This is a genomic window from Nibrella saemangeumensis, assembly GCF_039541915.1.
GTDB lineage: Bacteria > Bacteroidota > Bacteroidia > Cytophagales > Spirosomataceae > Nibrella > Nibrella saemangeumensis.
Genome location: NZ_BAABHD010000003.1, coordinates 58,517 through 85,377, shown reverse-complemented (window position 1 = coordinate 85,377; position 26,861 = coordinate 58,517). Strand labels below are relative to the sequence as shown.

Sequence of the window (26,861 nt, the reverse complement as noted above, 5' to 3'; positions counted from 1 at the left end):
GCGCACCGGTCCCGCTGGCCCCTACAACCAATCCCTATTAACCATGCTACGAAACTATCTCAAAATCGCCGTTCGGAACCTGCTGCGGAGTAAGTCCTTCACGGCAATCAATATTCTGGGGCTGTCGGTGGGGATGACCTGCTGTATGCTGCTGCTGCTGTACATCCGCAGCGAACTGTCGTACGACAAGCACCACGAACATGCCGATAACCTGTATATGCTGGGCTCCAGAGCGACACTCGGTCAGGGTACCGGTGAAGAATACGCTACCGGCTCGGCACCGTATGCCTTTACGCTGAAATCGGAGTACCCAGAGATTGAGGAAGTCACGCGGTTATGGGTGAACCTCATCGACGAAAAAGCGCTGTTGCAGGTGCGCGAGCAAGGCAAACCAGTTGTCTCATTTTACGAAACTAAAGGCTATCAGGTCGATTCTACGTTTTTCGACCTATTCTCCTACCAGTTTACCGAAGGTAATCCGAAGTCGGCGCTCAAAGACCCACGGTCCATTGTATTGTCAGAAGAAGTGGCTCAGAAGCTGTTTGGCAATGCCCCAGCCCTCGACAAAATCATTCGCATTAGTGGTACCGCTGGTTCTGGCGAAAACTTTAAAGTAACGGGTGTCTATCGGGATGCAACGGCCAAGTCGCACATCGACGCCCGGTTTTTTGTGCCACTTTATGCCGGGTGGGTCGGTAGTTTTCTGCGGGAAGGAAGGCTGGATTTCGCGAACAACAACATGTTTTATACGTACCTGCGGTTGAAACCCGGTCGCAACGGCGAACCGTCCAATCCGCAACAACTGGAGCAGAAGTTTCCGGCTTTTATTGAGAAATACGCCCGCGAGGACCTGAAAAAGCAGGGCGGTGATAAAAATCTTTTTCTGATATCGGTCAAAGACCTGCACCTGCATAGTCAGTTTAACAATGTGGTAACGCCGACGAATACCACCACCTACCTGTACATTCTGGCGTCCATTGCTATCTTCACCCTGCTGATTGCCTGTATCAACTTCATGAACCTCTCTACGGCTCGTTCGGCCAAGCGAGCGGCCGAGGTAGGTATCCGGAAAGTGATGGGGGCCGAACAGGGGGCGTTGGTCAGGCAGTTCCTGGGAGAGTCAATGGTATTGACCCTGCTGGCGTTCGTTATTGCCCTGGTGCTGGTTATTATAATGCTGCCGCTGTTCAATCAGATGGCCGGCAAACTCCTGCAACTATCTGATTTGTTTGAACCAACTATCCTGCTGACGTTCCTGCTGCTGGCCTTGCTCACGGGACTTATTGCAGGCAGTTACCCAGCGTTCTTCCTGTCGCTGTTCAACCCGGCTCAGGTGCTTAAGGGGAAGTTTGTCAATTCGCTTTCGGCAGTTGCCTTGCGCAGAGGACTGGTGGTATTCCAGTTTGTGGTATCGGTAGGGCTGGTCCTGGCCACGTTCGTAATCCAGGAGCAAATGAAGTATATGCGTAATAAGTCGCTGGGCTTCACGCAGGACCAGCAGATTGCGATTCCGTTCCGCAGCGAGGAGTCGAGGGGTATCTATACTGCGTATCGGAATGAGGTACTCCGGAACAATCAGGTGGTGGGCGCTTCCGGGACAGAGTATTACCCTGGTATCTTCAACGCCAGTGACTGGATTCTCCACCGGCCCGACCAGCCTGTTAACCAGGGAGTCGACGTCCACACGAACTGGGTGGATTATGATTACCTGCAAACCATGGGCTTTCAGTTGGAAAAAGGCCGGATGTTCTCCCGTGATTTTCCGGGCGACACAACCAACCGAATGGTAGTCAATGAAGCCCTACTGCGGGATTTTCAGATTCCTGTGGAGAATGCCATTGGTCAAAAACTCATGACTACGTTCGATAGCGATGGTTTTGAGATAGTCGGTGTGGTTAAAGATTTTCATTTTGAGAATCTGCACCAGACCATCCAGCCGTATGCGTTCTTTCTGAAGAGAAGGCCGAGCTTCAATTACATCATAGTACACGTTAATACGGCGAATATGCAGAATGTGCTCGGCTTCCTGGAGCAGAAATGGAAGGCCCTGCGGCCCGACGAACCGTTTGAGTTTACGTTCCTGAACGAAGACTTCCAGAAAAACTACCAGGCTGAAGCGCGTACATCCCGCATCGTTAGCTACTTCACCATTATATCTATCCTGATTTCTTGCCTGGGCCTCTTTGGTCTGGCGGCCTTCGCGGCTCAGCAACGAACCAAGGAAATTGGCGTGCGAAAAGTGCTGGGTGCAACCACCGCTAACATTGTGCTCCTGTTGTCAAAAGACTTCCTGAAATTAGTCTTTATCGCCATCCTCATTGCCTCGCCGATTGCCTGGTACGCCATGAACCGGTGGCTGGAAAACTTTGCCTATAAGATTGACATTCCGTGGTGGGTATTCGTGGTATCCGGTGCGCTGGCGGTCCTCATCGCCTTCGTCACCGTCAGTTTCCAGAGTATTAAGGCAGCATTGATGAATCCGGTGAAGAGCCTGAGAGCAGAGTAGGTATATAGGAGTAGGCAGTTGGCAGTTTGCAGAAAATACCAGCCAAGCAACTGCCTACCGCCCACTGAAGACTGAAACCCATGCTAAGAAACTACCTAAAAATCGCTCTCCGCAACCTCATGCGGCATAAGTCGTTTACGTTTATCAACATAATCGGCTTATCCATTGGCCTGGCCTGCTGTCTGGCCATCATCCTGTTCATTCAGGATGAATTCCGGTACGATGCGTTTCATGCCAAAGCCGACCGCATCTACCGGCTCGTCAACAATCGCTATTCGCAGGGGCGGGATAACCAGATGGCCATGACGCCACCGGCCTATGGGCCTGCCCTGAAAGCTACCTTTCCGGAAGTGGAGGAGAGTGCCCGGGTGCTTTCATTGACCAACGGGGGTGAGATTTTATTCAGCTACGAAGACAAGCGGTTTCTGGAGCCGGATGTGCTTTTAGCTGATTCTACCTTCTTCTCAGTCTTCTCCTTTCCGCTGACGCGGGGTAATCCGACCAAAGCACTGGCAGAACCGAATACGCTGGTGATTACCGAATCGATGGCGAAGCGGTACTTTGGCGACCAGGACCCGCTGAACAAAATCCTGAACATTGCCGGAGAACTCAAAATGCGCGTAACCGGTGTAATGAAGGATATTCCCGAACATTCGCACCTGAAAGCGACCTGCATCGGTTCCTTTACGACGTTAAAGACTTTCGTATCAGACCCAAAGCGGCTGGAGAACTGGACCTGGCAGCAATTCAATACGTACATTGTGCTGCAGGAGAACCGGGATGGTAAATCAGCCAGTGCGGGTGCCCTGGAAGCTAAGCTGCCGGCGTTCCTGAACGAAAAAGCCAAGCCGGAGCTGGATCGTGGCGATATGCGGTATACCACCCGGTTGCAGCCGCTCAAGGACATTCACCTGTATTCGGCAGATTTGGAATATGACTATGCCAAAAAAGGCAACATCAACCACATATATGCCTTTGCCGTTATTGCGCTGTTTGCCCTGCTGATTGCCTGCTTCAACTTCATGAACCTCTCCACTGCCCGGTCGATGCAGCGGGCGAAGGAAGTTGGTTTGCGCAAGGTAGTTGGAGCCGACCGTATACAACTTGTCCGGCAATTCCTTGGCGAATCTGTCCTGTTGACCCTGCTGGCCCTGGTGGTAGCGATTGGCATCGCGCAGGTCTGGTTATCGCTTTTCAACCAATGGATGGGTAAACGTTTATCCTTTCAGGAGGCACTTAACCCGACCTTTATCGGTAGTGTTCTGGGGGCTACCCTGGTGGTAGGCTTGTTGGCGGGGATTTACCCGGCGTTCTTCCTGTCGGCCTTTCAGCCGGTAAAGGTGCTGAAAGGGGCTGTCGGTAAGGGGAGCCGGGCTGGGTACTCGCTGCGCAAGACGCTGGTGGTGCTTCAGTTTACGGTATCCACTATCCTGATTATCGGCACCGGTATTGTGTTTAGTCAGCTCAAGTTTATTCAGAAAAAGGATTTGGGCTTTAACCGGGAGCAGGCTGTGGTGCTGCCGTTGCGGGGCAAAGCCATGCGCGAAGGCTTCGAGAACATCAAGCAGGAACTGCTGCGCAACCCGAACATTACGGCGGCTACGGCCTGCTACGGTATCCCGGGCGGTATGTTTGCCGGCGACGGAATTAAGCTGCCGGGGCAGGATAAGGATATTTCGACGAATATGTTTCTGGTGGACTATGAATACGTGTCCACCCTGGGTATGCAGGTAGTAGCCGGGCGGGACTTCTCCCGGAAGTTCGGAACAGATGCGGAAGAAGCTTTTATTCTGAACGAAACGGCGGTGCAGTTTCTGGGCTGGGGTAAACCGGAGAATGCGCTGGGTAAAGAAATCTTGTGGAAGGAATGGTCTCCCAAAACGCCCGCCGACTCAATTAAACGCGGGAAGGTTATTGGCGTAGTGCGTGATTTTAACTACAAATCGCTCCACCAGAAAATTGAGCCGATGGTGCTGCACATCTACCCGGCCGACTTCACCAGCCTTGTCGTACGCGCCCGTCCCGAAAACATGGCAGCTACCCTCGACTTCCTCAAAACAAAGTGGCAGGGTTTAGCGCCCGACTGGCCGTTTGAATATGACTTTATCGACAATCAGTTTGCGGAAATGTACCGCTCCGAGCAGATTTTCGGAAACCTGTTTGGTCTGTTTACCTCGTTGTCTATCCTGATTGCCTGTCTGGGTCTGTTCGGCCTGGCGACGTTCATGGTGCAGCAGCGCTTTAAGGAAATTGGTGTGCGCAAGGTACTGGGAGCTTCTGTCCCCAATCTCGTCTCGATGCTGAGCTGGGACTTTCTGAAGCTGGTCCTGATTGCCATAATCATAGCCTCACCGATTGCCTGGTGGGCGATGAACCAATGGCTGGCAAATTTTGCCTATCGTGTCGACATCCCCTGGTGGATGTTTGTAGCCGCTGGTACAGTCGCCGTGCTGATCGCCTTCCTGACCGTTAGCTACCAAAGTATCAGAGCCGCGTTGATGAACCCGGTTACCTCGCTGAGGTCGGAGTGATATTGTACGGGTCAGCCTCTGGCTGGTTCGTACAAAATTATAACCATATGCTACGAAATTACCTCAAAATCTCCTGGCGGAACCTGCTGAAGCACCCGACCACGACCAGTATCAACTTGCTGGGTCTAACGCTTGGACTGACGACTTGTCTGCTGGTTCTGCTGTTCATCCAGAACGAGTGGAGCTACGACCAGCATCACCGGCTCGGCAGGCGTATTTACCGGGTTAACCAAATCCAGACGACTGGTGAGGAGGTGGATCGTTCGGGTACGTCACCCTATCCCCTGGCACCGGCCATGCGTCTTGATTTTCCCGACTGGTCAAAGATCACCCGCATTCACGCAGACCGGGATGTGTCGGTAACCATTTCGCGGGAGAAAATTCTGCTGGAAGACAGGGTGCTGTTTGCGGAGCCGGAGCTGCTCGATATGTTCGATGTGGAGATGGTGACCGGTAACGGCCGGGTTGCACTCGGTCAGCCTAACCAGGTTATATTAAGTGAAACTACCGCCCGGAAATATTTTGGCACGGCCCCGGCGGTCGGTAAAACATTTCGCCTGGACAACAGAGTCACTGTGCAGGTAACCGGTCTTATGCGTGACATTCCCTCGCAGTCGAACCTGAACGCGAGTATGCTGGTGTCGTTTGCCACGATGAAAGATTATTTTCAACTCGGTATCGACCAATGGGGCGTGCGCTCTGGTGGAAGTGTGTTTGCGCTGCTGCCCGAAGGAAAGGCGCCAGAGCAGTACACCGCCCGATTGGCTGCCGCGAGTCAAAAATACTTTGCCGATCGTAAAGGTGAGCAGAACGAGCTGCTGCTTCAGCCACTTTATGACATTCACTTTAATACGGATTACGAGGGCAGCCAATTCTCTCCGGCTATCGCACCGACATACATCTACGTCTTCGGTGCTGTGGGCTTGTTTGTACTGCTGATTGCCTGCGTCAACTTCATCAATATGTCTACCGCCCGCGCCATGACCCGCGCCCGCGAGGTGGGTGTACGGAAGGTAGTGGGGGCCACGCAGGGCCAGTTGGTGCGGCAGTTTCTAAGCGAGGCCTTCTGGCTGGCGGCCTTCTCGGCTTTGCTGGCCCTGGTACTCAGTTATAGTCTGCTGCCGCAGGTCAATGATTTTCTGCAAAAGCAGATTGCCTTTCGGTGGACAGAGGCTGTAGGCCTGCTGGTCATCTTAGCTTTATTGACCACCGTATCGGCGGGGGTGTATCCAGCGTTTTTTCTGTCGCGGTTCAAGCCCGTTCGGGTGCTGAAATCGATAGCTGAACCGGGCCGGGGTGGCCAGGGCTGGCTGCGGCAGGGCCTGGTGGTGTTTCAGTTTACAATTTCGCTGGTGCTGGCCGTAGGGGTGCTGATTGTCTACCGGCAGATGAATTACTTCCGCCAGAAGGACCTGGGCTTTAACCGGGAGGCCATTGTGACGGTTGGAATACCCCAGACAAAGAATCTGACACCAATTGCTGAGGAGCTGAGGCAGATTCCGGGCGTCGACAACATTACGTTTGCGCTGGGTGCCCCCACATCTGGTAACAACTTTGGTACCGACATGCGGCCTGACCCTGCCAATCAGGAGAAGAAAATAGGCATTGCGCTCAAAATAGCCGACGCCGATTATCTGAAGACATATGGACTTAGACTGCTGGCCGGCCGCTTCCTTGCCCACAGCGACACGCTGGCTATTGCGAGTAGCGTTCCAGAGGAGCAACGGCGGTATGTGTTTGTGGTGAACGAAAACGCGGTGAAAGCGCTGGGGTATTCGCGGTCCGAGCAGGCACTCGGACGTAAAATCGGTGTCGGCCTGAATGGCATCAATGCCGAGATTGTAGGTGTTGTAAAAGATTTCCATACCAGCTCGCTCCGCAACCCGATTCAGCCGATGGTGATGATGAACTTCCCGTATTTCTACCGTAGCATTGGCGTGAAGCTGCACACCAGTAACTACACTGCCGCCATGGTATCGATTGAGCGCGTCTGGCGCAAATTTTATCCCGACGATTATTTCGATGCCGAGTTTCTGGATCAGAGCCTGCAGGAGCAGTACGAAGAAGAAATGCGGCAGTTTACGCTTTTGCGCGTCTTTGCCGGTCTGGCCTTAATCATCTGCTGTCTGGGTCTTTGGGGCCTGGCAACCTTCGTCATTGGCCGGCGCACCAAGGAGATTGGCGTCCGTAAAGTATTAGGCGCGTCGGTACCGAGCCTCGTCTCGATGCTCAGCAAAGATTTTCTAAAATTGGTGCTCATTGCTATTCTGATTGCCACACCCATTGCCTGGTACGCCATGGACCAGTGGCTCCGGAATTTCAACTACCGCATCGGCATCGAGTGGTGGGTATTCGTCGTGGTTGGCGCTATAGCGGTAGCCGTCGCCTTCCTGACTGTCAGTTTCCAGAGTATCAAAGCAGCCTTGATGAATCCAGTTCGTTCGCTTCGCGCGGAGTGATACATGTAGGAGTCGGCCCCTGCAAACCTAAAACATATGCTAAAGAACTACCTCAAAATCGCCTGGCGGAACCTTTGGAGAAACAAGGGGTTCTCGCTGATTAACATCTTTGGTCTGGCCGTTGGACTGGCCTCGTGTCTGCTGCTGTTCATGTACCTGTCGCATGAGCTGAGCTATGATGATTTCCACGAGAATGGTGACCGGATTGTTCGCGTTACCATGGAGTTTGGCCTGGAGGGAAAGGTCAGTAAAGCACCCGTGACCGGCACCCGAGTTGGTCCGGAGTTTGGCCGGCAATTTCCGGAAGTGGAGTCGGCGGTGAGGTTGCTGAACGGTCAGGCGGTTGTGCGATACGGTGACCAGCAGTTCAGCGAAAAACGTTTTGTGTATGCAGACTCGTCGCTGTTCAATATCTTTTCGTTCCGTCTCCTGAAGGGCAATCCGCAACAGGTGCTGGCCGGGCCTAACCTGGTTGTGCTGTCGGCATCAACGGCGCAAAAGTACTTCGGCAAGGAGGAGCCTATTGGTAAAGTGCTGCGGATCAATACCGGACGGAGTGACAAAGATTTTACCGTTACGGGTGTAGTGCAGGATTGCCCGGCCAATTCCCAGATAAAGTATGATTTACTGGCTTCGTTTACCACGCTAGCCGCAGCCAGAGAGCCTGAGCAGTGGTATTCAGCCAATTATGCTACCTACCTGCTGCTGCGTCGGCCAGAGTCTATTGCGCCCCTACAGGTGAAGATTCCGGCGTTTATGAAAACGCAGTTCGGCGAACTGAGTCTGACGGGTAAAGATTATCTGACTTATAATCTGGAGCCGTTGCGCCGGGTGCATCTGTACTCAGATGTAGAAGGAAACTTCGAGCCGAACGGCGACCTGATTTACATCTACATCTTTGGCTCTATTGCCCTCCTGATTCTGATTATTGCCTGCGTTAACTACGTCAACCTGGCTAGCTCGCGGGCGGTGGAGCGGGCGCAGGAGGTGGGGGTCCGAAAGGTAATGGGGGCGCTTCAGGCGCAGTTGTTCGGGCAGTTCATCGGTGAGTCGGTGCTGGTAACGTTATCGGCATTATTACTAGGGGTATTACTGGCTTATCTGGCCTTGCCGCTGTTCAACGAGTTGTCGGCGCGGGCGTTTACGTTTGACATGTGGGTACAGCCCAAATACCTGTTGCTGCTGCTTGGAGTTGCCCTGCTGGTAAGCCTCATTGCCGGTACCTACCCGGCTTTGATACTAGCTCGGTTCCGTCCGGTGAAGGTGCTGAAAGGTAATTTGAAAACGGTCGGGGCCGGCCAATTCCGCCGGGCACTGATCGTGTTTCAGTTTGCCATTACAGCTTTCCTGATTACCAGCACCCTCATCGTACAAAATCAGCTTTCGTTTATTCAAAACAAGAAGCTTGGCTACAATAAAGACCATGTGCTGGTGCTGCCGGCCGACAAGCAGGTGGTCGAAAAGATTAAATCCCTGAAGAACGTATTCAAACAGAATGCCAACGTACGGGATATAACGCTGGCTTATGAGTCGCCGGTGTACATCAATGGGGGCTACGGTATGCACCGGCAGGACATGCCCGACGATCAGTACAAAATGGCCAATGGTCTGCCGGTTGATGAGGACTTTATCCGCACGATGGGTCTGCGCATCATTGCCGGCCGGGATCTCACCCAGAAAGATGTTGAAATGGCCTCCAGACCAGACGGTGATACGCTGAATTACTACTATTTTGTCCTGAACGAATCGGCCGTGAAAGAACTGGGCTGGACCCCACAGCAGGCTATCGGCCAGAAAATGGACATGGGTGGCAACCGCAAAGGCGAGGTAAAAGCCGTAATAGAAGATTTCCACTTTGCCTCGATGAAGCAACAGGTCGGGCCGCTGGTGATTTTTCCCGAGGGCGGTGGAAATGTTATGCTGGTCAAACTATCGGGTAATCAGCTCGAAAGCACCTTACAGTATCTGGAGGCTAAATGGCGAGCGCTGGTACCTGACCGGCCGTTTGAATATGAGTTTATGGACGAGGAGTTCAGTAAGCTTTATGCCGGTGAAGTACGAACCGGCCGTATTTTCAGTGTCTTTGCGTTTCTGTCAATTTTCCTGGCCTGCCTGGGGCTGTTTGGCTTGTCCGCCTACACTACGGCTCAGCGCACCAAAGAAATCGGGATCCGTAAAGTCCTGGGTGCCTCTGTTATGAGCATTGTAACCCTGCTCTCTAAAGATTTTCTGAAGCTGGTTGTGGTTGCCCTTGTGATTGCTTCTCCTCTGGCGTGGTACGCCATGAACCAGTGGCTGAAAGACTTTGTCTACCGGATCGATATTCCGTGGTGGGTATTTGTCATCGCGGGTATACTGGCCATCGCCATTGCCTTTCTGACGGTAAGTCTGCAATCCATCAGGGCCGCTTTTCAGGACCCGGTCAAGAGTTTAAAGACTGAATAATAGATAACCATGAAAAAATTCATCTTCCTGTCCCTGTTTACCGCTGCTTTCTCCGGCGCATACGCCCAGAGTAGCCAGATTGACAATGTGGCGGCCGTTAAGCAGGCCTGTTTCAACTACATCGATGCTTTTTATAGAGCAGATACCACGCTGGCGTATAAGAGTGTACATCCAACGTTGCAGAAGCGCGGGTTTTCCTTCGATGCGAAGGCCGACAGCTACTCCAAACAACTGGAAATGCCGTTTCCAGCGCTGGTGCGGCTGGCCAAGGTCTGGAATAAAGACGGAAACCGGGCTAATGGACAATCTCCGAGAGACGTGGAAATCTTTGAAATAGCTGATAAAACGGCGGCTGCCAAGGTCAGGGCCGTGTGGGGTATTGATTACCTGCACCTGATGAAGGAGAATGGCACCTGGTACATTGTGAATGTACTCTGGCAATCTCCACCTAAATACGCACAGGCTAGACCGTGAAGGGTTGAATAGTTGAGTGGTTCACTGGTTATTAGTTAACTACTCAGCTATTCAACCGATGAGCTAATCAACCACTCACCCATTCTACGCAAATGCTCCGGAACTACCTGAAGGTGGCTGTACGCAGCCTTTTCAAAAACAAGGTATATGCCTTTACCAACATATTTGGCCTTACCATTGGTCTGGCGGCTTTTGGCCTGATCAGCCTGTACATCTTTGATGAATGGCGGGTTGACCGGTTCCATGAGAAGGGCAACCGCATTTACCGGGTGCTTACCAATACCCGCGTAAAGGGTGAGTCTGGCGTAAACAGCACGGTAGGCCGGCCGCTGGCGCAAAAAATAGAAGCCGAGGTACCCGAGGTTGACAAAGTAGTACCGGTGCGAACGACGAATCTGGCCATTACATACAACAACCAGTACTTCTACGAAAAGCAGCTATTCGCTGGGGAACACTTTCTAAACGTATTTTCTTTCCCGTTACTGGAGGGAGACCCGCAAACTGCCTTACGTGAGCCTTATTCGCTGGTGCTTACCCAAAGTACGGCCTGGAAATACTTTGGCGGGAAGTCGGCCCTGGGGAAGGTGCTGATGCTGGGCGATACGTTGCCGTTTACCGTAACGGGTGTACTGGCTGAGCCACAGCCTTCGCATATGGATTTTCAGGTGCTGCTGTCACTCTCCACGTTTTACGCAACGGGTGGCGACCGCACGCCCTGGTTTACCTGGGACGAAACCTGTTATGTACTGCTGCCGGAAAACGCCAGCCCGGCCGCTGCGGAGTCGAAGATTTCGGCGTTGTCGATGCGGTATAATGGTCAGGAGTACCGTAACAATGGCTATGAGGTAACGCATACCCTCGAAGCCGTACCCGACATCTACCTGCATTCCGAAGCCGGCGGTCTCAACCGGGCCACCGGCAGCGCCAGGCAATTACAGCTGTTGGGCATCATCGGGCTGTTTATTCTTCTGCTGGCGTGTAGCAACTTCATTAACCTGACTACCGCACACCAGGGCGAACGGGCGAAAGAAGTGGGCATCCGCAAGACCATTGGAGCGGCCTACTATGCCGTGGTAGGGCAGTTTATCGGCGAATCGCTATTGCTGGCTTTGTTGTCGGGTATACTGGCCTTAATAATTGTGGTGCTGATGTTGCCCTTGTTAAATGACATCACCGAAAAGACCATCACCGTAGCCTTACTGCGGCAACCGGTGGCGCTGCTGGTCATTCTGGGCTTTTTGCTGTTTACAGGTGTGGTAGCGGGTTGGTATCCAGCGCTGGTGCTGGCGCGGTTCCGGCCCGTGGATACGTTAAAAGGCAGGCTTTCAACGACGGCAACAGGCACCTGGCTGCGTCAGGGGCTGGTCGTATTCCAATTCAGCGTGTCGCTGGTGCTTATTATCAGTACGCTGGTGGTTAGCCGTCAGTTAAAATACATGCAAAACCAGACACTTGGCTTTGATAAGGAACGCGTGCTGGCGATAGAACTCCGCAAAACACCGCGCCGGGACTTCATCGAGAACTACGAAAGCATTAAGCAGCAGGCTAACGCGTTGCCCAATGTTCAGACGGTAACCGGAACAGCCGCCTTGCCGGGTCAATCGGGGTGGGAAGGGCAGTTAGTTTGGGTGGAAGGGCGGCCGCAGGACCAGGCCGTCACGCTGGAGGTAATTACCGTTGACCATGATTATGCCAAAACCCTGGGGCTCAACATTCGGCATGGTCGTGATTATTCCACTGCCTTCAGCACCGATGCCACCAGTGGTGTCTTGCTGAACGAAACCGCCTGCCGGGCTTTTGGCTGGAAGCCGGAAGAAGCCGTAGGTAAGAAATTAAGCACCGCCGGACTCGAGGGTGGGCAGGTAATTGGTGTACTGGCCGATTACCACCAGCATGGCTTACAGGAAAAGATAAAACCGGTGCTGACCTTTATCGCGCCGTATGCGTTCCGTTACATGGCCTTGCGGCTTGGCTCCGGCGATGTGCCGGCCTCCGTGGCCCAGGTAGAACAATTCTGGAAATCACGTTTCCCCGGTTACCCGTTTGAATACCGATTCCTGGACGAGGACTTCGACCGACAATACAAAGCTGAACAGCGGCTGGCGCGTATTTTCAGCATCTTCGCCGGGCTGGCCATCCTGATTGCCTGCCTGGGCCTGTTTGGTCTGGCTACCTTTACCGCAGAACGCCGTACCAAAGAGATCGGTATCCGGAAAGTGCTGGGTGCGTCTGTACCAAGTCTCATCTCGATGCTCAGTTTCGACTTCCTGAAGCTGGTACTGGTCGCTATTCTGGTTGCTTCACCGATTGCGTGGTACGCGATGAGCCGCTGGCTGGAAGACTTCGCCTACCGGATTGATATGCCGTGGTGGGTGTTTGTCGTCTCCGGTATAGGCGCGTTACTAATTGCCTTTGTCACCATAAGTTTTCAGAGCATCAAAGCAGCGTTTATGAATCCGGTTACGTCTTTGAGGGCAGAATAAAAGTTCTCAGTGTGCAGTTTACAGTAGGCAGAATAAGATGCCGGTCAATCAGCCGCTTGAGAACTGCAAACTGCACACTCAAACACCATGCTCCGCAACTACCTCAAAATCGCCCTCCGCAACCTGCTGCGGCACAAGAGTTTTTCGTTCATCAACATCGTCGGCCTGTCGGTCGGGATTGCGGCCTGTCTGCTGATTCTTCAGTATGTCAGCTATGAATTGAGTTTTGATAAACTCCACTCGAAAGGTGACCGTATCTATCGGGTTCGGCAGGACCGCTACAACGATGGCGTGCTGAGTACCCAATGGGCAGGTGGCGCGTTTGCCGCAGGCAATTCGTTTAAGGATGCTTTTGCCGAGATTGAGGATTATGTGAAGCTGGTGAAGTCGCGGGCCATGATTGCTACCAACGGCGACGAGCGGCTGAAGATCGAGAAGGTCTACTGGGCCTCGGCTTCTTTCTTCAAAGTCTTTTCGTATCCGCTGGTGCAGGGCAACCCTGCGTTGGCGTTGGCGGAGCCTAATACAGCGGTTATCACAGAGACGGTGGCCCGGCGGCTGTTTGGTACTCAGAACCCGATTGGCAAAACCATTCAGCTTAACGCGGAGCAGGTGTATAAGGTAACGGGTGTACTGAAAGACCTGCCGACCAACACGCACCTGAAGATAGATATGCTGCGGTCGTATGTCACGTTTGTCAATCAGGTAAAAGCGGGTAACCCGGACGGTAGCGGTCCCGAAACGGCCTGGCAGTGGGATGGTTGCCTAACGCACCTGCTGCTCCGCCCCGGTACTGACCCTACTGCCCTGGAAGCCAAATTCCCGACGGTAGTTGACAAACTGGCCGGAGAGGAGCACAAAAAATACCGGTCGGCGGCCATTTACCTGCTACAGCCTCTACGCGACATCCACCTGTACTCGCATTACATGGAAGAAGCCGAGCCCAATGGTGACGGTACCACGGTATACCTCCTGCTGGGCGTGGCGTTCTTCATTGTAATCATTGCCTGGGTCAACTACATCAACCTGGCCACGGCACGGGCGATCAACCGGGCCAAAGAAGTGGGTGTGCGGAAAGCGGTTGGCTCGCAGCGGAGTCAGCTTATCCGGCAGTTTATGATGGAGTCCGCTTTGCTGAATGGTTTGGCTGTAGTACTGGCCTTAATCATGGTGATGGTAGCCATACCCTTGTTTAACGACCTGTCGGGGCACGAGCTGACGTTATCGCTGCTGAGCAAAGGTAACTTCTGGCTGGCGCTGGCTGGATTATACCTTATTGGGGTATTCTTCTCAGGACTATACCCGGCGCTTGTGCTGTCCAGTTTCAATCCGGTGGCTGTGCTGAAAGGGAAAGTAAGCGCGTCGCGACAGGGCGCCGTACTCCGGAAGGGGCTGGTGGTGTTGCAGTTTGCGGCTTCCCTGTTTCTGCTGGTGGGTACGTTTGTAGTGTTCCGGCAGATTCAATTCATGCGGGAGCAGTCGCTGGGTATTAATATCGACCAGACGCTGATCATTAATCCGCCCATTATTAAGAACGACTCTACGTTTTTGCGGCAGATGACGGCTTTTAAGGAGGAACTGTTCCGTCAGCCATCCATTCGGCATATTGCCGCGTCGACGGTGGTGCCCGGTCAGGCATCAGACTGGAACGCCGGCGGTATTCGCTTGAAAGGAACCGCAGAGGGCGACGGTAAACAGTACCGCATCATTGGCGTCGATTATGATTTCCTGAAGACCTATGATCTGAAATTGCTGGCCGGCCGTAACTTCGCCAAAGAGTTCGGCACCGACCCTAAGGCTGTTGTTTTTAACAAAATGGCGGCTCAGCACCTGGGCTTTGCGCAACCGGAACAAGCCGTTGGAAAAGAGATAAACTTTTGGGGTGAAATCTTTACGATTGTAGGCGTAACCGATAACTTTCACCAGCAGTCGCTCCGGGATGCGTATGAGCCTTTGATTCTCCGCCTGATACCGGATGTACGCGGCTATTTTTCCGTTAAAATGGCTGCGGGTGACATCCGTAGTACCATCGACAAAGTGCGTGATGAGTGGAACCGCTTCTTCCCCGGCAATCCCTTCGAGTATACGTTTCTCGACGATCGCTTCAACGAGCAATACCGCGCTGACCAGCGCTTTGGACAGGTATTTGGCTTATTCACTGGTCTGGCTATTCTGGTAGCCTGTCTGGGCCTGTTCGGGCTGGCGTCGTTTACCACCGTTCAGCGTACTAAGGAGATTGGTATCCGGAAGGTGCTGGGGGCATCGATTCCGGAAATCCTGCGGTTGCTTTACAAAGAGTTTGCACAATTAGTCTTAATCGCTTTTCTGGTCGCTACGCCCATTGCCTGGTACGCCGTTAGCCAATGGTTGCAGGGGTATGCCTTCCGCATCACACCCAACTGGGAGGTATTTGTGCTGCCGTTTGCCGTAGTGCTGCTGATTGCCTTACTGACGGTTTCGTTCCAGACCTTGAAAGCCGCCCTGATGAATCCGGTGAAGAGCTTACGGACGGAGTAATGTACGGGCCAGCCAGAGCGGTCCGACGTTTCGGCTGACCCGTACATTGGGCTGCAGAATTGATCTATTTTAGAAATTGGTCTAAATCCAACTGCAGAATCTCAGAAAACGATGATTCAGTGGCTGTTCCGCCATCACCAAGACGGTAGCGAAGCCACTGGCTGGTTTTGTAGTTATACACAAAGCCTTCGCGAATGTCGTAAGGTGCGTTTTCAATTAAGCTGATTACCTTTTGCAAATCGCCTTTCAAACCGCGAGTATGGCATACTTCAATAATGATGGGGATCTGATCGGCTGAATTGTCATAGAGCACCAGGTCGGGTGTTGGACTGGTGCGGCCTTCGTCCAGCATCGTTTCCGGAAGGGGTTCAAGCCGGATGGCTTTGTCGTAATAGTACAGCTTCCCCAGCCCAACGTTCAGCTTACTAATAACCCGCTGGTGTTCCATTGGGGCATTAACCCCCATCTCCTCCTCGTGGACGATGGGGCTGCCTGAGTAGCGCGTGTTGTACATAGTGGTGTACGAGATTGGTAGGCGAAGTTAAGAAATAATCTCTGTCCATTTCAGTACATTCACTGTCCAAAAGTGGACATTATCTAAAGGTGTAGCCGCGCCAGTTCTCTGAAATATAGCTTTTTCTATATTGGCATTCCATTTGATCGACATTATCGTATAAAATAGCAGCGGCATGAAACGGGCCTTTTTGGGAGAGTTTGAAGAAGTAGTTCTGCTAACGGTAGCCGTCCTCGACGAAGAGGCTTACGGCGTTACCATTACGCAGGAGTTAGAGCAGAAAATCGGTCGCGCGGTCGGCTTCAGCACCGTTCATACGACCTTACAGCGGCTGGAAGAGAAAGGGTATTTGTCGTCCCGGATGGGTGGAGCCACTGCCGAGCGGGGCGGTCGCCGGAAACGCTTTTTCATGGTTACAGCGACCGGCCGAAAAGCCTTGCACGAGGTTAAGTTGGTTCGTGATGAATTGTGGCGGGCGCTGCCTCCGCAGACGCTGCAACTGATGGGCTCTTAATTCATACAGCCATGAACATGAGACCGTATAGCCCCGGAACTGTTAAACCGCCCCGCTGGGCAGAAAAGCTACTGACCTGGTGGGGCCATCCTGATACGCTCGAAGAGGTGCAGGGCGATTTACTTGAGCTTCACGACTATTGGGTTCAGACCGTCGGTGAAAAGGAGGCAAACCGGCGGTATGGCATTAGTGTGCTACGATTACTGCGACCGTTTGCCAAACCCATACAATCACACGAGTATCCACAACCGGAGTACCGAACCACCTTTATACTAAGTCCTGATATGTTACGCAATTACCTGACCATCGCCTGGCGGACCCTGGCCCATAACAAGGTTTATACCTTCATTAATGTGATTGGCCTCAGTATCGGCTTAGCCGCGGCCATGCTGATTATGCTGTATACTAAAGATGAGGTCAGCTACGACCAGTTCCACGCCAACAACCCGAACATTTACCGGATTACCACCAGGAATATTACTCCCGAAGGCAAACAGGAGAGTGTTGGGGGAAACACGGGCTATTTTCAGGGGCCTAAATTTTCGGAGGGTGTACCGGAAATCCAGTCCTTTGTGCGCATCCGGAACCACCGCTACGATATAAAACAAGGCACCGAGGTGACAAGCCAGCAGGTGCTTTTTACCGATCCCAATTTCTTCGCTGTCTTTTCATTTCCCTTGCTTAGCGGTAATCCGCAAACGGCCCTGCTGCAACCGAAGTCAGTGGTGATTTCCGACGAAATGGCCAAAAAGCAGTTTGGGACTACCGATGTGTTAGGGAAGATCATTCAATTCAAGGACTCCTATGCTGAGAATAGCCAGTTTGAGCCCTATACCGTAACCGGTGTAGCGCAGAAAAGCCCCCAAAACTCCTCCATAAAATTTGATGTGCTGGTGCCATTAGTGGTTTCGAAGGAGGACATGGAGAATAAGACGAATTGGTTCAATATTTTCCTGAACACGTTTGTCTTGCTGGAGCCAAAGGCGGATATAAGCCGGGTAGCGTCGAAAATGAACCAGATTTATCTGGCCGATGCGAAGGAGACTATCAAAGAGATGGCCACTAAATACGGGTTCAAAAGCAAGGTGGAGTACGCGCTTCAGCCCTTTACCGATATGCACCTGAACAAAGAACTGCCTGCCGATAATGGGCTGGTGGATAGCAGTAATCCCGTATACTCCTATATTCTGTCGGGTATTGCGCTGTTTATTCTGGTGATTGCCTGTATCAATTTTGTTAATCTGACGGTAGCACGATCGCTGAAACGAGCAAAGGAAATTGGGATCCGGAAGGTAGTAGGCGGGGGCAGAACGCAATTGACGCTTCAGTTCCTGGGCGAGTCGTTCCTGCTGTGCTTCTGTGCGTTTGCTTTCGGGCTGATTCTGGTGCAGTTGGTGCTGCCTACCTTCAATCAACTCTCCAACAAAGCATTGGCGCTCTCGTACCTGTTTGATGCCAACCTGGTGGCCGGCTATATTGCGCTGTTCTTTGTGACCGGGCTGTTGGCTGGGTTTTATCCGGCGCTGGTGCTGTCGAGCTTCAATCCTGTCCAAACACTCTACAGCCGGTTCCGGCTATCGGGTAGAAATTACCTGCAGAAGTCGCTGGTAGTGCTGCAGTTTGCCATCGCTTCCTTTCTGATCATTGGGACCCTCACCATTCACGCGCAATTCGATTACCTCACCACAAAAAGTCTGGGTTATGACGATACCCATGTGATTAGTGTCGAAAAGTCGGGCCTAAAGCATAGCGAAGCTAAACTGTTTCGGGAAGAACTGCTGAAGAACCCGACTATTGTGTCGGTTGCGCTTAAGAATGGTGGTCAGTGGGGTACGATAGCCAAAATAAACGGCGAAACGCAACAGAACTTCACCTACGAAACGGTCGACCCCACGTATCTGTCTCTGTTCAGGATACCCGTTGTCAAAGGGCGCAACTTTTCGGCTGATCTGCCGACCGACTCTACGCAATCGGTGCTGGTCAACGAAACGTTTGTGAAAGAATCCGGCTGGAAGAACCCCCTTGGACAGGTAGTCGACTTCTGGTATAATCCCAATGAGAAGTACCGAGTTGTGGGAGTTGTGAAGGACCACCATTTCGAGTCATTGAATCAGAAGATTGGGCCGCAGTTATTTACGATGAAGCCCGGCAACAGCTATGGTAAAGCTTTCATCAAAATAAAGCCCGGCTCAGAAACTGCCAGTCTGAATTACATCGAAAAAACCTTCAAAAAGCTATTCCCCATTAACCCGTATGCGTATACCTTTTTGGATGAGGACAACCGCAGTAAGTACGAAGCCGAAGCCAAATGGAAGCAGATTATGCTGTTCGGGGCCATTCTGACCATCTTCATTTCCTGCATTGGCCTGTTTGGACTGGCTACCCTCTCGGCCGAGCGACGTACCAAGGAAATCGGTATTCGCAAAGTGATGGGGGCCTCTGTCTCAAGCCTTGTTCAACTGCTTTCCTCAGACTTCCTGCGATTAGTGGGGTTCTCCTTTCTCTTAGCCTTTCCGGCCGCCTGGTATGCCATTCGGGCTTGGCTGGAAAATTACCCGTACCGCATTGACATCAGCATCTGGACGTTCGTATCCGCAGCTATTCTCTCAATCCTGATCGCCCTGTTGACGGTCAGCTTTCAGAGCATTAAAGCTGCACTGGGGAATCCAATTACCAGTTTGCGGTCGGAGTAATCGTGTACGGGCCAGCCTCTGGCTAACCTGTACATAATGCTGTCCATTTCAGTACGGCGGCTGTCCAAAAGCGGACATTGCTGCTTGTAAAATGCGCTTTTGGGTTAGATTTGGCTGCTGGCACTGCATTTGTGCAATGCTATACAACTGCTTGACCAGTAAACAGCCACACCTTTCTCACTGAACACCGGTATGATACGCAACTACTTCAAAATCGCCTGGCGCAACCTCGTCCGCAACCGTGCTTTCTCGGCCATCAATATTGTCGGATTGGCTATTGGGCTGGCTACGTGTCTGCTCATTATGCTGTTCGTCATTGATGAACTGAGCTACGACCGTTACCACGAAAAAGCCGACCGGATTGTGCGGGTTATTTTCCGGGGAACTGTTAACGGAGGCAGCATGAGGGAGCCGTCGGTGATGCCCCCAACCGCCCAAACGTTGAAAGCGGAGTACCCGGAGGTGTTGGAGGCTACGCGCATTCGGACGGCTGGTGCCCCCATTATTGCGTATGGTGAAAAGGTTTTTAAGGAAACCGCTATTACGTTTGCGGACTCTAACTTCTTTCAGGTATTTACCTTCCCTTTTCTGAAAGGCGACCCCAAAACAGCCCTGGTGAACCCCAATACGGTGGTCATTACAAAGGCTGTCGCTAATAAATACTTCGGCAACGACGACCCGCTTGGTAAGGTACTCACCATCAAGAGCGGTAATGCTGCCTGCACCGTTACGGGGGTAATCGATCCGGTACCGGCCAATTCACACTTCCATTTCGACTTTTTTGTATCGATGGCTTCTTTCCCGGAGTCCAAATCGACGTCGTGGATGGTTTCCGAGTTTTATACCTACCTGGTGCTGCCGGAGGGATATGACTACAAAAAGCTGGAGGCTAAGCTGCCGCAGGTGGTCGAGAAGCATATGGGCCCCCAGTTGCAGCAGGCATTTGGCATGAGTCTGGCGCAGTTTCAGAAAAAAGGCAACAACGTAGGCCTGTATCTGCAACCGCTGACCGATATTCACCTGCATTCAGACCTTTCGTATGACCTGGAGCCGTCGGGTGATATCCGGTACGTCTATATCTTCGGGACCGTTGCCCTGTTTATGCTGCTGATTGCCTGCATCAATTTCATGAACCTGTCGACAGCCGGAGCCTCAAAGCGGTCAAAGGAAGTAGGAATTCGCAAGGTGCTGGGTTCTGTTAAAATGGCGCTGGTCAACCAGTTTCTGACCGAATCCATTGTCCTAACGGGCATTGCGCTGGTGCTGGCGATCGGGTTGGTCTATATGGCTTTACCAGCCTTCAACCAACTTTCCGGCAAGGAGCTTTCCTTATCGTTCACACAGACCCCCTGGTTATTGCCCGGTCTGTTGCTGTTTGGGTTGCTGGTGGGTGTACTGGCGGGTAGTTATCCGGCCTTTTTTCTGTCATCTTTCAAGCCCGTTTCGGTGTTGAAAGGCCGATTAACTTTTACTGGGCGTAGCCGCGGCATCAGTCTGCGCGGTGGACTGGTCGTGTTTCAGTTCTTCATTTCCATTATCCTGATTATTGGCACGACGGTGGTATACCGGCAGCTTTCCTACATTCAGAACATGAAGCTGGGGTACGATAAAGACCAGGTGCTGGTTTTGCAGGAAACCTGGCGGTTAGGCAAGAACGAAGCCGTGTTCCGGCAGCAGCTTTTGCAGGATTCCCGCGTGGTGAATGCAACAATCTCCGGCTTCCTGCCGGCCGGTCCATCCTACAACAACAACTTCATTACCTACGCCGACAATAATTCAGCGCAATACGTAAAGGCATTGCGGTATGATGTCGATGACCACTATATTCCAACGCTTGGTATGCAGATGGTCGCCGGTCGGAATTTCTCTCCGGAGTTTGGTACCGATTCAACCGGCATTATTCTCAACGAAACAGCCGTCAAAGCGTATGGGCTTGGCGCTAATGCGCTGGGGCATATCATTACCCATCCCGAAAATGATGGACGTAAGATTTCGTATCGGGTCATCGGTGTCGTTAAGGATTTTCACTTCCGATCGCTGCACGAGCGTATTGCCCCGCTGGCCATGACCCTGGGGAATAACAATGGTCTGGTGATTGCGAAAGTGAAGACTAAAGACGTCGGTGGTCTGCTGGCTTCGGTGGAGGAACAATGGACCAAATTTGCCGTTGATGCCCCGCTGGAATATACCTTTCTGGATAAGCGTTTTCTGGATGCCTATCGGGCTGAGCAGAAAATGGGTAGTATCCTCGGCATTTTTGCTGGGCTGACCATCTTTGTTGCCTGCCTGGGACTGTTCGGCTTAGCAACGTTTACGGCTGAGCAGCGCACCAAAGAAATAGGCGTGCGGAAGGTGTTAGGCGCCAGTGTGGCGGGTATTGTTTCCATGCTCAGCCGGGATTTTCTCAAGCCTGTTCTGGTGGCTATTCTGCTCGCTTCGCCCATTGCCTGGTACGTCATGAACCGCTGGCTGCAGGACTTTGCCTATAAGATTAGTCTGGAGTGGTGGGTATTTGCGCTGGCGGGGGTTATGGCGATAGTCATTGCCCTATTAACGGTTTCCTTCCAGAGTATCAAAGCCGCTCTGATGAACCCGGTGAAGAGTCTGCGGGCCGAGTAGTTACTCGAATACGGTATTCAACGGTATTTCGATGCCTGTAACCGAGTCGAAGAGGGTCGAATCTTCTGTAAAGAACTGATATTTGCCAATGGCTGAGTAGACTGAGATAGCCTGAAAACTGGGCAAAACTAACCAGCACGACTTAACGCCAGCTTTGAAGTAGCGTTCAAACTTGGCAAGAATCTCATCGTTCGACTGCGAGGGAGATACAATTTCGACGACTATCAGCGGCATCTCGGTCATGGATGTAACATCATGCAGGAAGTCGATTTGTAGTTTTGGGTATACCGCAATGTCGGGCACAGCATCGGGCCGTTCAGGCATAGTCAGATTAAGTTCTGACAAACAAGTATAACTCTTCCTATAACGCGTTCTCAGTTCAGCCAGGATGTTAGCCTGAACAAAGGCATGATTTAGGGTGGGCATGGGTTTTCCGCGCCCGCGTTCGTAATCCGATAAGTGTTCAACGACTGCTTCCATCACACGAGTTTTTTCAAATATAACCAAAAAGCAGAACAAAAGGCTTTGGCTTCAAGCTGATTACTGGCCCGGATTCAGCTGTTGCCATCAGCTCCGCGGTTCAGCGGGTAAAATATACTTTTTTGATTTTCCCATTTTCAATCTTGTAGATCGCTACTGCCTGTACCGGCGCACGAGTGGAGCCGAAGGTTACGCGTTCATGGTCAATCACGGTGTTGCCGACGGCAATGCGGTTAACAAGTTCGCAGTGCAGCGCTTTGGTGCGTTCGAACATGCTGCCGTACTGCTTCCGCATGGTGTCTTTGCCTTTGTATCGCAGCTGATCGGGGAAGTCATAAATTTCGACATCCTCGGCGTAGGGTTCTAGAAACGCGTCGATGTTGCGGGCGTTATAGGCGTTTAGCTGCCGCTGCGCGAGGTCTTCAGGAGAGGAGGGGAGAAGCTTCTCAGGTGTCGTGACGTATCCGCGGTTGACAATGGTTTCGATTTGGGTGATAGCTTCTATGTTGTCCAGCGGGTTCTGTTGTAGCACGAGAATGGTAGCCATCTTACCTTCTGCCAGGCTCCCCATCTGGCCTTCCTTTCCAAAGATCTTTGCTCCGTTGATGGTTGCTGATTTCAGCAGGTCGGCATTGGAGAGTCCAGCCTTCTGCATTGCTTTCAGTTCGTCGATGTATGAAGTGCCGTGAAAGGTGCCGGGGTTGCCCGCATCGGTACCGGCAGCTACATTGATGCCCGCGTTCCACACTTTTTTCAGATTAACCCGCTTGATGGAGTCAATCCGGGCAGCACGCGCCTTGTATGCGGGGCTGATGAAGGTGCTGCTGTATCGTTGACGAATGGCGGGCTCCGGCAGGTGCTTCATGTCAAATAGCGTTCCCAGTACATACGGATTGGCTTTGCTGAACTCGTAAGCCGTTAGCTGACGATTATCGGCAAAAAAGCCGGACATGCCCCGGCTGACAATGATGGTAGGGCAGTAACTCACCTTGTTTTTACGCATCAGGTCGAGCAGTTCGTCATCGACAACGCCATCTTCGGGACTATGGACCAGGAAATCGGCACCGTACTTTACGCCCAGCTTGGCTGCTAGCAACTCCTGCGTGTGAATAGCCAGCTTGAGGCCATGTTTATGCGTTTCATCAATCGCGGCCTGCACCACCGGAATCATCTCCTCGCCGGTTTTACCCATGCCCCGAATAATAAACCAGACCTTGATGAAATCAGGTTTATACGGCAATTGCCGGCGTACCAGTTCGCGGGCTTCTTCGGGTGTGCTGGCTTTAATGATGGGGGAGTCATCTACCTTAAATGCTTCGGGCTGGTAGGTGGATACCAGCGGCCCGGTCATTAGGATCTGCGGACTGGTATAGCGCTGGTTGAAGCGGTCGCGGTACGGAAACTGGTAGAGCGGTCCGCCAATGTCAATGACCGTAGTAATCCCGCAGGCCAGGTACCGGCGCAGCAGATCGCCCATGTTGTCGCGGAGCCACTGGCGTTCGGTTTCGTAGGGCCGGTATTTGGTCAGGTTCATAGCATCGGGGCGGGTGTAGATGCTGCCGGACTGAAAAAGGTGAATATGGCTATCAATCAGGCCAGGTAACAACCATTTGCCTTTGGCGTCGATGACGGTGGCCCCTTCAGGCACCCTGAGATTCTTCCCAATCTTCCGGATGGTTTCACCCTCCACCAGCAGGGTCATGTTTTCCCGCACTTTACCGGTTTCCACGTCTATCAGGTTGCCGCCCACGATAACCACCGGTTGTTTGGGTAGGGTAACCTGAGTGGAATCGATGTTAGCGGTTGATTGGCTGAAGGTGGTGATGGTGCTGCTGAGCAGTGCCAGGAGTAGAAAGTATTTCATCGGTTGCCGGTAAAGCGTTATCTGTCTGGTAAAAAGTATAATCAGTCGCTGCATGGCCAACAAAATACAACAATGATGGGGAAGAAGTAAAATAAGCAATTGAAAGTCAGCTCAGGATGTAATGTCCGCAAATGTACGGCCGCTGTCCGTTTGCGGACATTTTTATTGATATAAACTATATAAGGCGTTGATATTGAATGTATTTATGTATTTGGTATAGCATTTGGTCGCTTTCCTGGGTGTGAAGTTGGCCCTTGTGTAGTTGATGCGATCTCAGGCAGTATCCGTGCTGCTTTTCATCCGAAATCAAAAGAGCAGCAGGGATGCTGCCTGCGTTAACGTATGCTGAAGAACTACGTCAAAATCGCTTTCCGAAACTTGCTTCGGGGCAAAGGCTTCTCGTTTATTAACATCTCTGGTCTGGCAATCGGCATGGCCAGCTCGATTCTGATTCTGCTCTGGATCCAGCATGAGCTGAGCTACGACCAGTTTCACGAAAAGAAAGACCGCATCTACGAAGCCTGGAACCGGGCAGAGTTCAGCGGGGAGCTTCAGTGCTGGAACACAACGCCTAAAATTCTGGCCCGAACCATGGAGCGAGACCTGCCGGAGGTAGAGCAGGCGGTCCGGGTCGACTGGCCCAGGAATTTCCTGTTCAGCGTCGGCGACAAGCGAATGACCGCCCTGGGTAACATCGTTGACTCGTCTTTCCTGAACGTGTTCAGCTTTCCATTGCTAAAGGGTAATCCGCAGCAGGTGCTGCGCGAGGTTAACTCCATTGTGGTGACCGAAACCTTTGCCCGGAAGCTGTTTGGCGACGCCGACCCAATGGGGCGCGTTGTCAAGCTGGATAACAAAGACAATTTCACCGTAACGGGGGTGCTCAAAGACTTACCCGGCAATACCCGCTTCAAATTCGAGTATCTTCTGCCTTGGTCGTATATGCGCCAGATTGGCGGAGATGACGAAAACTGGGGTAACAACTCCACCCGCACGTATGTCCTGCTAAAGCCGAACGCGACGGAGGCCTCGATGAATGCCAAAATGAAGGGCTTTAAACCGCGCTACGATAAAGACGAAGACGGCAGGTGGGAAATGTTTATCTACCCGATGAGCCGCTGGCGACTCTACTCACGATTTGACGAAGGGGTTGAAACGGGCGGCCTCATTGACTTCGTCAGGCTGTTTGGCATTATCGCTGCATTTATTCTGCTGATTGCCTGCATTAACTTCATGAACCTGAGTACGGCGCGGAGTGAGAAGCGGGCGAAGGAAGTAGGTATCCGGAAAGTAGCCGGTGCCGAAAAGAGCTCCTTGATTGGCCAGTTCCTTGGTGAGTCAATTCTCATCGCCTGTATTGCCGGCATCTTAGCGTTATTAATAGTGCAACTCAGCTTACCGGCCTTTAATAAACTGACGGATAAAATCCTGTTCATTGACTATGGCCGGGCGTATTTCTGGCTGGCGTTCGTCGGCTTTATTCTGCTGGCGGGCCTGTTGGCGGGTAGTTATCCAGCATTCTTCCTGTCGTCGTTCAAGCCAGTCAATGTGCTGAAGGGTACGTTCCGGCGGGTAAATGCCGTGGTAACACCCCGCAAGGTACTGGTGGTCCTACAGTTTACGTTCGCCGTGCTGCTCATCATCAGCACCATCATTATCCGGGAGCAGATCAAACACGCCCGCGACCGCGAAACCGGTTACGCCAAAGATAACCTGATCTATCATTACCTGACCGGCGATATTGGCAAGAATTATAAGCTGATCAAAAGCGAACTGCTCAACAGCAACATCGCGCTTTCGGTTACCAAAACGAGTTCTCCGCTCACCCAGGGCTGGAGTGACAGCTGGGGCATACAATGGGCCGGCAAGGATCCCAACGACAAAACGGATTTTGACCGGTATGTTGTCGATGATAAGATGGCCACCACCGCCGGCTTGCAACTAGTCAGCGGCCGCGACTTTGACCTGACTCAATACCCCACCGATTCTACCGGCATGTTACTGAACGAATCGGCCCTTAAAACCATGGGTTTTAAAGACCCGATCGGGCAAATTGTGAAAGACAACGGCATCGACTGGCACGTGATCGGGGTCGTGAAGGATTTTATTCTGCAGTCACCTTATTACCCAACCAAGCCAATGGTCATTGCGGGGGCAAAAGGCTCCTTCAACGTGATGCACATTAAGCTGAACGGAGCATACACCACGGCTGATAACCTCCGTAAAGCCGAAACTATTTTCAAAAAATACAATCCGGAATACCCGTTTGAGTACATGTTTGTAGACGAGGAGTACGCCAAAAAGTTTGCCAGCGAGCAACGCATCGCTACGCTCTCCGGCCTGTTTGCGATACTGACGATCATTATCTCCTGCCTCGGCCTGATCGGTCTGGCTACCTTTACGGCGCAGCAGCGGACCAAAGAAATTGGTGTTCGGAAGGTATTGGGGGCGTCGGTGCTCAGCGTGGTGGCTCTGCTCAGCAAAGACTTTCTGAAGCTGGTATTCATTGCCATCCTGATTGCCACCCCCATTGCCTGGTATGGCATGGATCAGTGGCTGGAGGATTTTCCGTACCGGGTCGCTCTGGAGTGGTGGATGTTTGTCCTGGCGGGTGTGCTGGCGATTGTTATTGCCCTGTTAACCATCTCGTTCCAAAGTGTAAAGGCGGCTTTGACGAACCCGGTAAAGAGTTTGAGATCGGAGTAGGCAGCAAATGAGGCAGTAGGCACAAGAGTGGCCACCACATTTCTTGAGGGTCTGCC

At 52.2% G+C, this 26,861-nt stretch carries 14 protein-coding genes; 11 read left to right on the top strand and 3 right to left on the bottom strand.

What is annotated here, in order from left to right; translation table 11 throughout:
- Positions 1-43: 43 nt before the first annotated feature.
- From ABD949_RS01430 to ABD949_RS01400, 7 genes are all read left to right on the top strand, one after another.
- The gene (locus ABD949_RS01430) at positions 44-2,506 is read left to right on the top strand and encodes an ABC transporter permease (RefSeq protein ID WP_345239878.1); all 2,463 of its coding nucleotides are present in this window, start codon (positions 44-46) and stop codon (positions 2,504-2,506) included.
- Between the two features lie 80 nt (positions 2,507-2,586).
- Complete coding sequence (locus ABD949_RS01425; protein ID WP_345239876.1) at positions 2,587-5,037, top strand: ABC transporter permease; 2,451 nt, start codon at positions 2,587-2,589, stop codon at positions 5,035-5,037.
- 47 nt (positions 5,038-5,084) lie between these two features.
- Positions 5,085-7,496 carry an ABC transporter permease gene (locus tag ABD949_RS01420; protein ID WP_345239874.1) on the top strand — a complete coding sequence of 804 codons (2,412 nt, stop codon included), beginning with the start codon at positions 5,085-5,087 and terminating at the stop codon, positions 7,494-7,496.
- A 36-nt stretch (positions 7,497-7,532) separates the two neighbouring features.
- The gene (locus ABD949_RS01415) at positions 7,533-9,941 is read left to right on the top strand and encodes an ABC transporter permease (protein WP_345239873.1); all 2,409 of its coding nucleotides are present in this window, start codon (positions 7,533-7,535) and stop codon (positions 9,939-9,941) included.
- A gap of 9 nt (positions 9,942-9,950) precedes the next feature.
- Positions 9,951-10,415 (top strand): nuclear transport factor 2 family protein, encoded by a 465-nt coding sequence (locus ABD949_RS01410; protein ID WP_345239871.1) that lies wholly within the window; start codon positions 9,951-9,953, stop codon positions 10,413-10,415.
- Between the two features lie 92 nt (positions 10,416-10,507).
- Entirely contained in the window at positions 10,508-12,898 is a 2,391-nt protein-coding gene (locus tag ABD949_RS01405; protein WP_345239869.1) for an ABC transporter permease, read from the top strand.
- A gap of 87 nt (positions 12,899-12,985) precedes the next feature.
- The gene (locus tag ABD949_RS01400) at positions 12,986-15,415 is read left to right on the top strand and encodes an ABC transporter permease (protein WP_345239867.1); all 2,430 of its coding nucleotides are present in this window, start codon (positions 12,986-12,988) and stop codon (positions 15,413-15,415) included.
- Between the two features lie 64 nt (positions 15,416-15,479).
- Here ABD949_RS01400 and ABD949_RS01395 read toward each other — a convergent pair whose 3' ends face one another.
- Complete coding sequence (locus ABD949_RS01395) at positions 15,480-15,929, bottom strand: hypothetical protein (protein WP_345239865.1); 450 nt, start codon at positions 15,927-15,929, stop codon at positions 15,480-15,482.
- Positions 15,930-16,104: 175 nt separating this feature from the next.
- Between ABD949_RS01395 and ABD949_RS01390 the strand changes: the two genes are divergently transcribed.
- The 3 genes from ABD949_RS01390 to ABD949_RS01380 all read left to right on the top strand — a co-directional run bounded on the left by ABD949_RS01390 (position 16,105) and on the right by ABD949_RS01380 (position 21,755).
- Positions 16,105-16,443, top strand: a complete 339-nt coding sequence (locus tag ABD949_RS01390; protein WP_345239863.1) for a PadR family transcriptional regulator — start codon at positions 16,105-16,107, stop codon at positions 16,441-16,443.
- 11 nt (positions 16,444-16,454) lie between these two features.
- Entirely contained in the window at positions 16,455-19,136 is a 2,682-nt protein-coding gene (locus tag ABD949_RS01385; RefSeq protein ID WP_425576713.1) for an ABC transporter permease, read from the top strand.
- A gap of 192 nt (positions 19,137-19,328) precedes the next feature.
- Positions 19,329-21,755, top strand: a complete 2,427-nt coding sequence (locus tag ABD949_RS01380) for an ABC transporter permease (protein WP_345239860.1) — start codon at positions 19,329-19,331, stop codon at positions 21,753-21,755.
- On the opposite strand, the gene ABD949_RS01375 is transcribed toward ABD949_RS01380, so the two are convergent.
- Positions 21,756-22,181, bottom strand: coding sequence for a Uma2 family endonuclease (locus ABD949_RS01375; protein ID WP_345239859.1), 426 nt, complete (start codon positions 22,179-22,181; stop codon positions 21,756-21,758).
- Between the two features lie 154 nt (positions 22,182-22,335).
- Positions 22,336-24,099, bottom strand: coding sequence for an amidohydrolase family protein (locus ABD949_RS01370; protein WP_345239858.1), 1,764 nt, complete (start codon positions 24,097-24,099; stop codon positions 22,336-22,338).
- Between the two features lie 342 nt (positions 24,100-24,441).
- On the opposite strand from ABD949_RS01370, the gene ABD949_RS01365 reads away from it, so the two are divergent.
- Positions 24,442-26,805 carry an ABC transporter permease gene (locus ABD949_RS01365; protein WP_345239856.1) on the top strand — a complete coding sequence of 788 codons (2,364 nt, stop codon included), beginning with the start codon at positions 24,442-24,444 and terminating at the stop codon, positions 26,803-26,805.
- Positions 26,806-26,861 lie beyond the last annotated feature (56 nt).

Bases quoted from the DNA above. Each gene is read 5' to 3' on its own strand.
- ABD949_RS01430 (WP_345239878.1), top strand. From the start codon at position 44: ATGCTACGAAACTATCTCAAAATCGCCGTTCGGAACCTGCTGCGGAGT.
- ABD949_RS01425 (WP_345239876.1), top strand. From the start codon at position 2,587: ATGCTAAGAAACTACCTAAAAATCGCTCTCCGCAACCTCATGCGGCAT.
- ABD949_RS01420 (WP_345239874.1), top strand. From the start codon at position 5,085: ATGCTACGAAATTACCTCAAAATCTCCTGGCGGAACCTGCTGAAGCAC.
- ABD949_RS01415 (WP_345239873.1), top strand. From the start codon at position 7,533: ATGCTAAAGAACTACCTCAAAATCGCCTGGCGGAACCTTTGGAGAAAC.
- ABD949_RS01410 (WP_345239871.1), top strand. From the start codon at position 9,951: ATGAAAAAATTCATCTTCCTGTCCCTGTTTACCGCTGCTTTCTCCGGC.
- ABD949_RS01405 (WP_345239869.1), top strand. From the start codon at position 10,508: ATGCTCCGGAACTACCTGAAGGTGGCTGTACGCAGCCTTTTCAAAAAC.
- ABD949_RS01400 (WP_345239867.1), top strand. From the start codon at position 12,986: ATGCTCCGCAACTACCTCAAAATCGCCCTCCGCAACCTGCTGCGGCAC.
- ABD949_RS01395 (WP_345239865.1), bottom strand. From the start codon at position 15,929: ATGTACAACACGCGCTACTCAGGCAGCCCCATCGTCCACGAGGAGGAG.
- ABD949_RS01390 (WP_345239863.1), top strand. From the start codon at position 16,105: ATGAAACGGGCCTTTTTGGGAGAGTTTGAAGAAGTAGTTCTGCTAACG.
- ABD949_RS01385 (WP_425576713.1), top strand. From the start codon at position 16,455: ATGAACATGAGACCGTATAGCCCCGGAACTGTTAAACCGCCCCGCTGG.
- ABD949_RS01380 (WP_345239860.1), top strand. From the start codon at position 19,329: ATGATACGCAACTACTTCAAAATCGCCTGGCGCAACCTCGTCCGCAAC.
- ABD949_RS01375 (WP_345239859.1), bottom strand. From the start codon at position 22,181: ATGCCCACCCTAAATCATGCCTTTGTTCAGGCTAACATCCTGGCTGAA.
- ABD949_RS01370 (WP_345239858.1), bottom strand. From the start codon at position 24,099: ATGAAATACTTTCTACTCCTGGCACTGCTCAGCAGCACCATCACCACC.
- ABD949_RS01365 (WP_345239856.1), top strand. From the start codon at position 24,442: ATGCTGAAGAACTACGTCAAAATCGCTTTCCGAAACTTGCTTCGGGGC.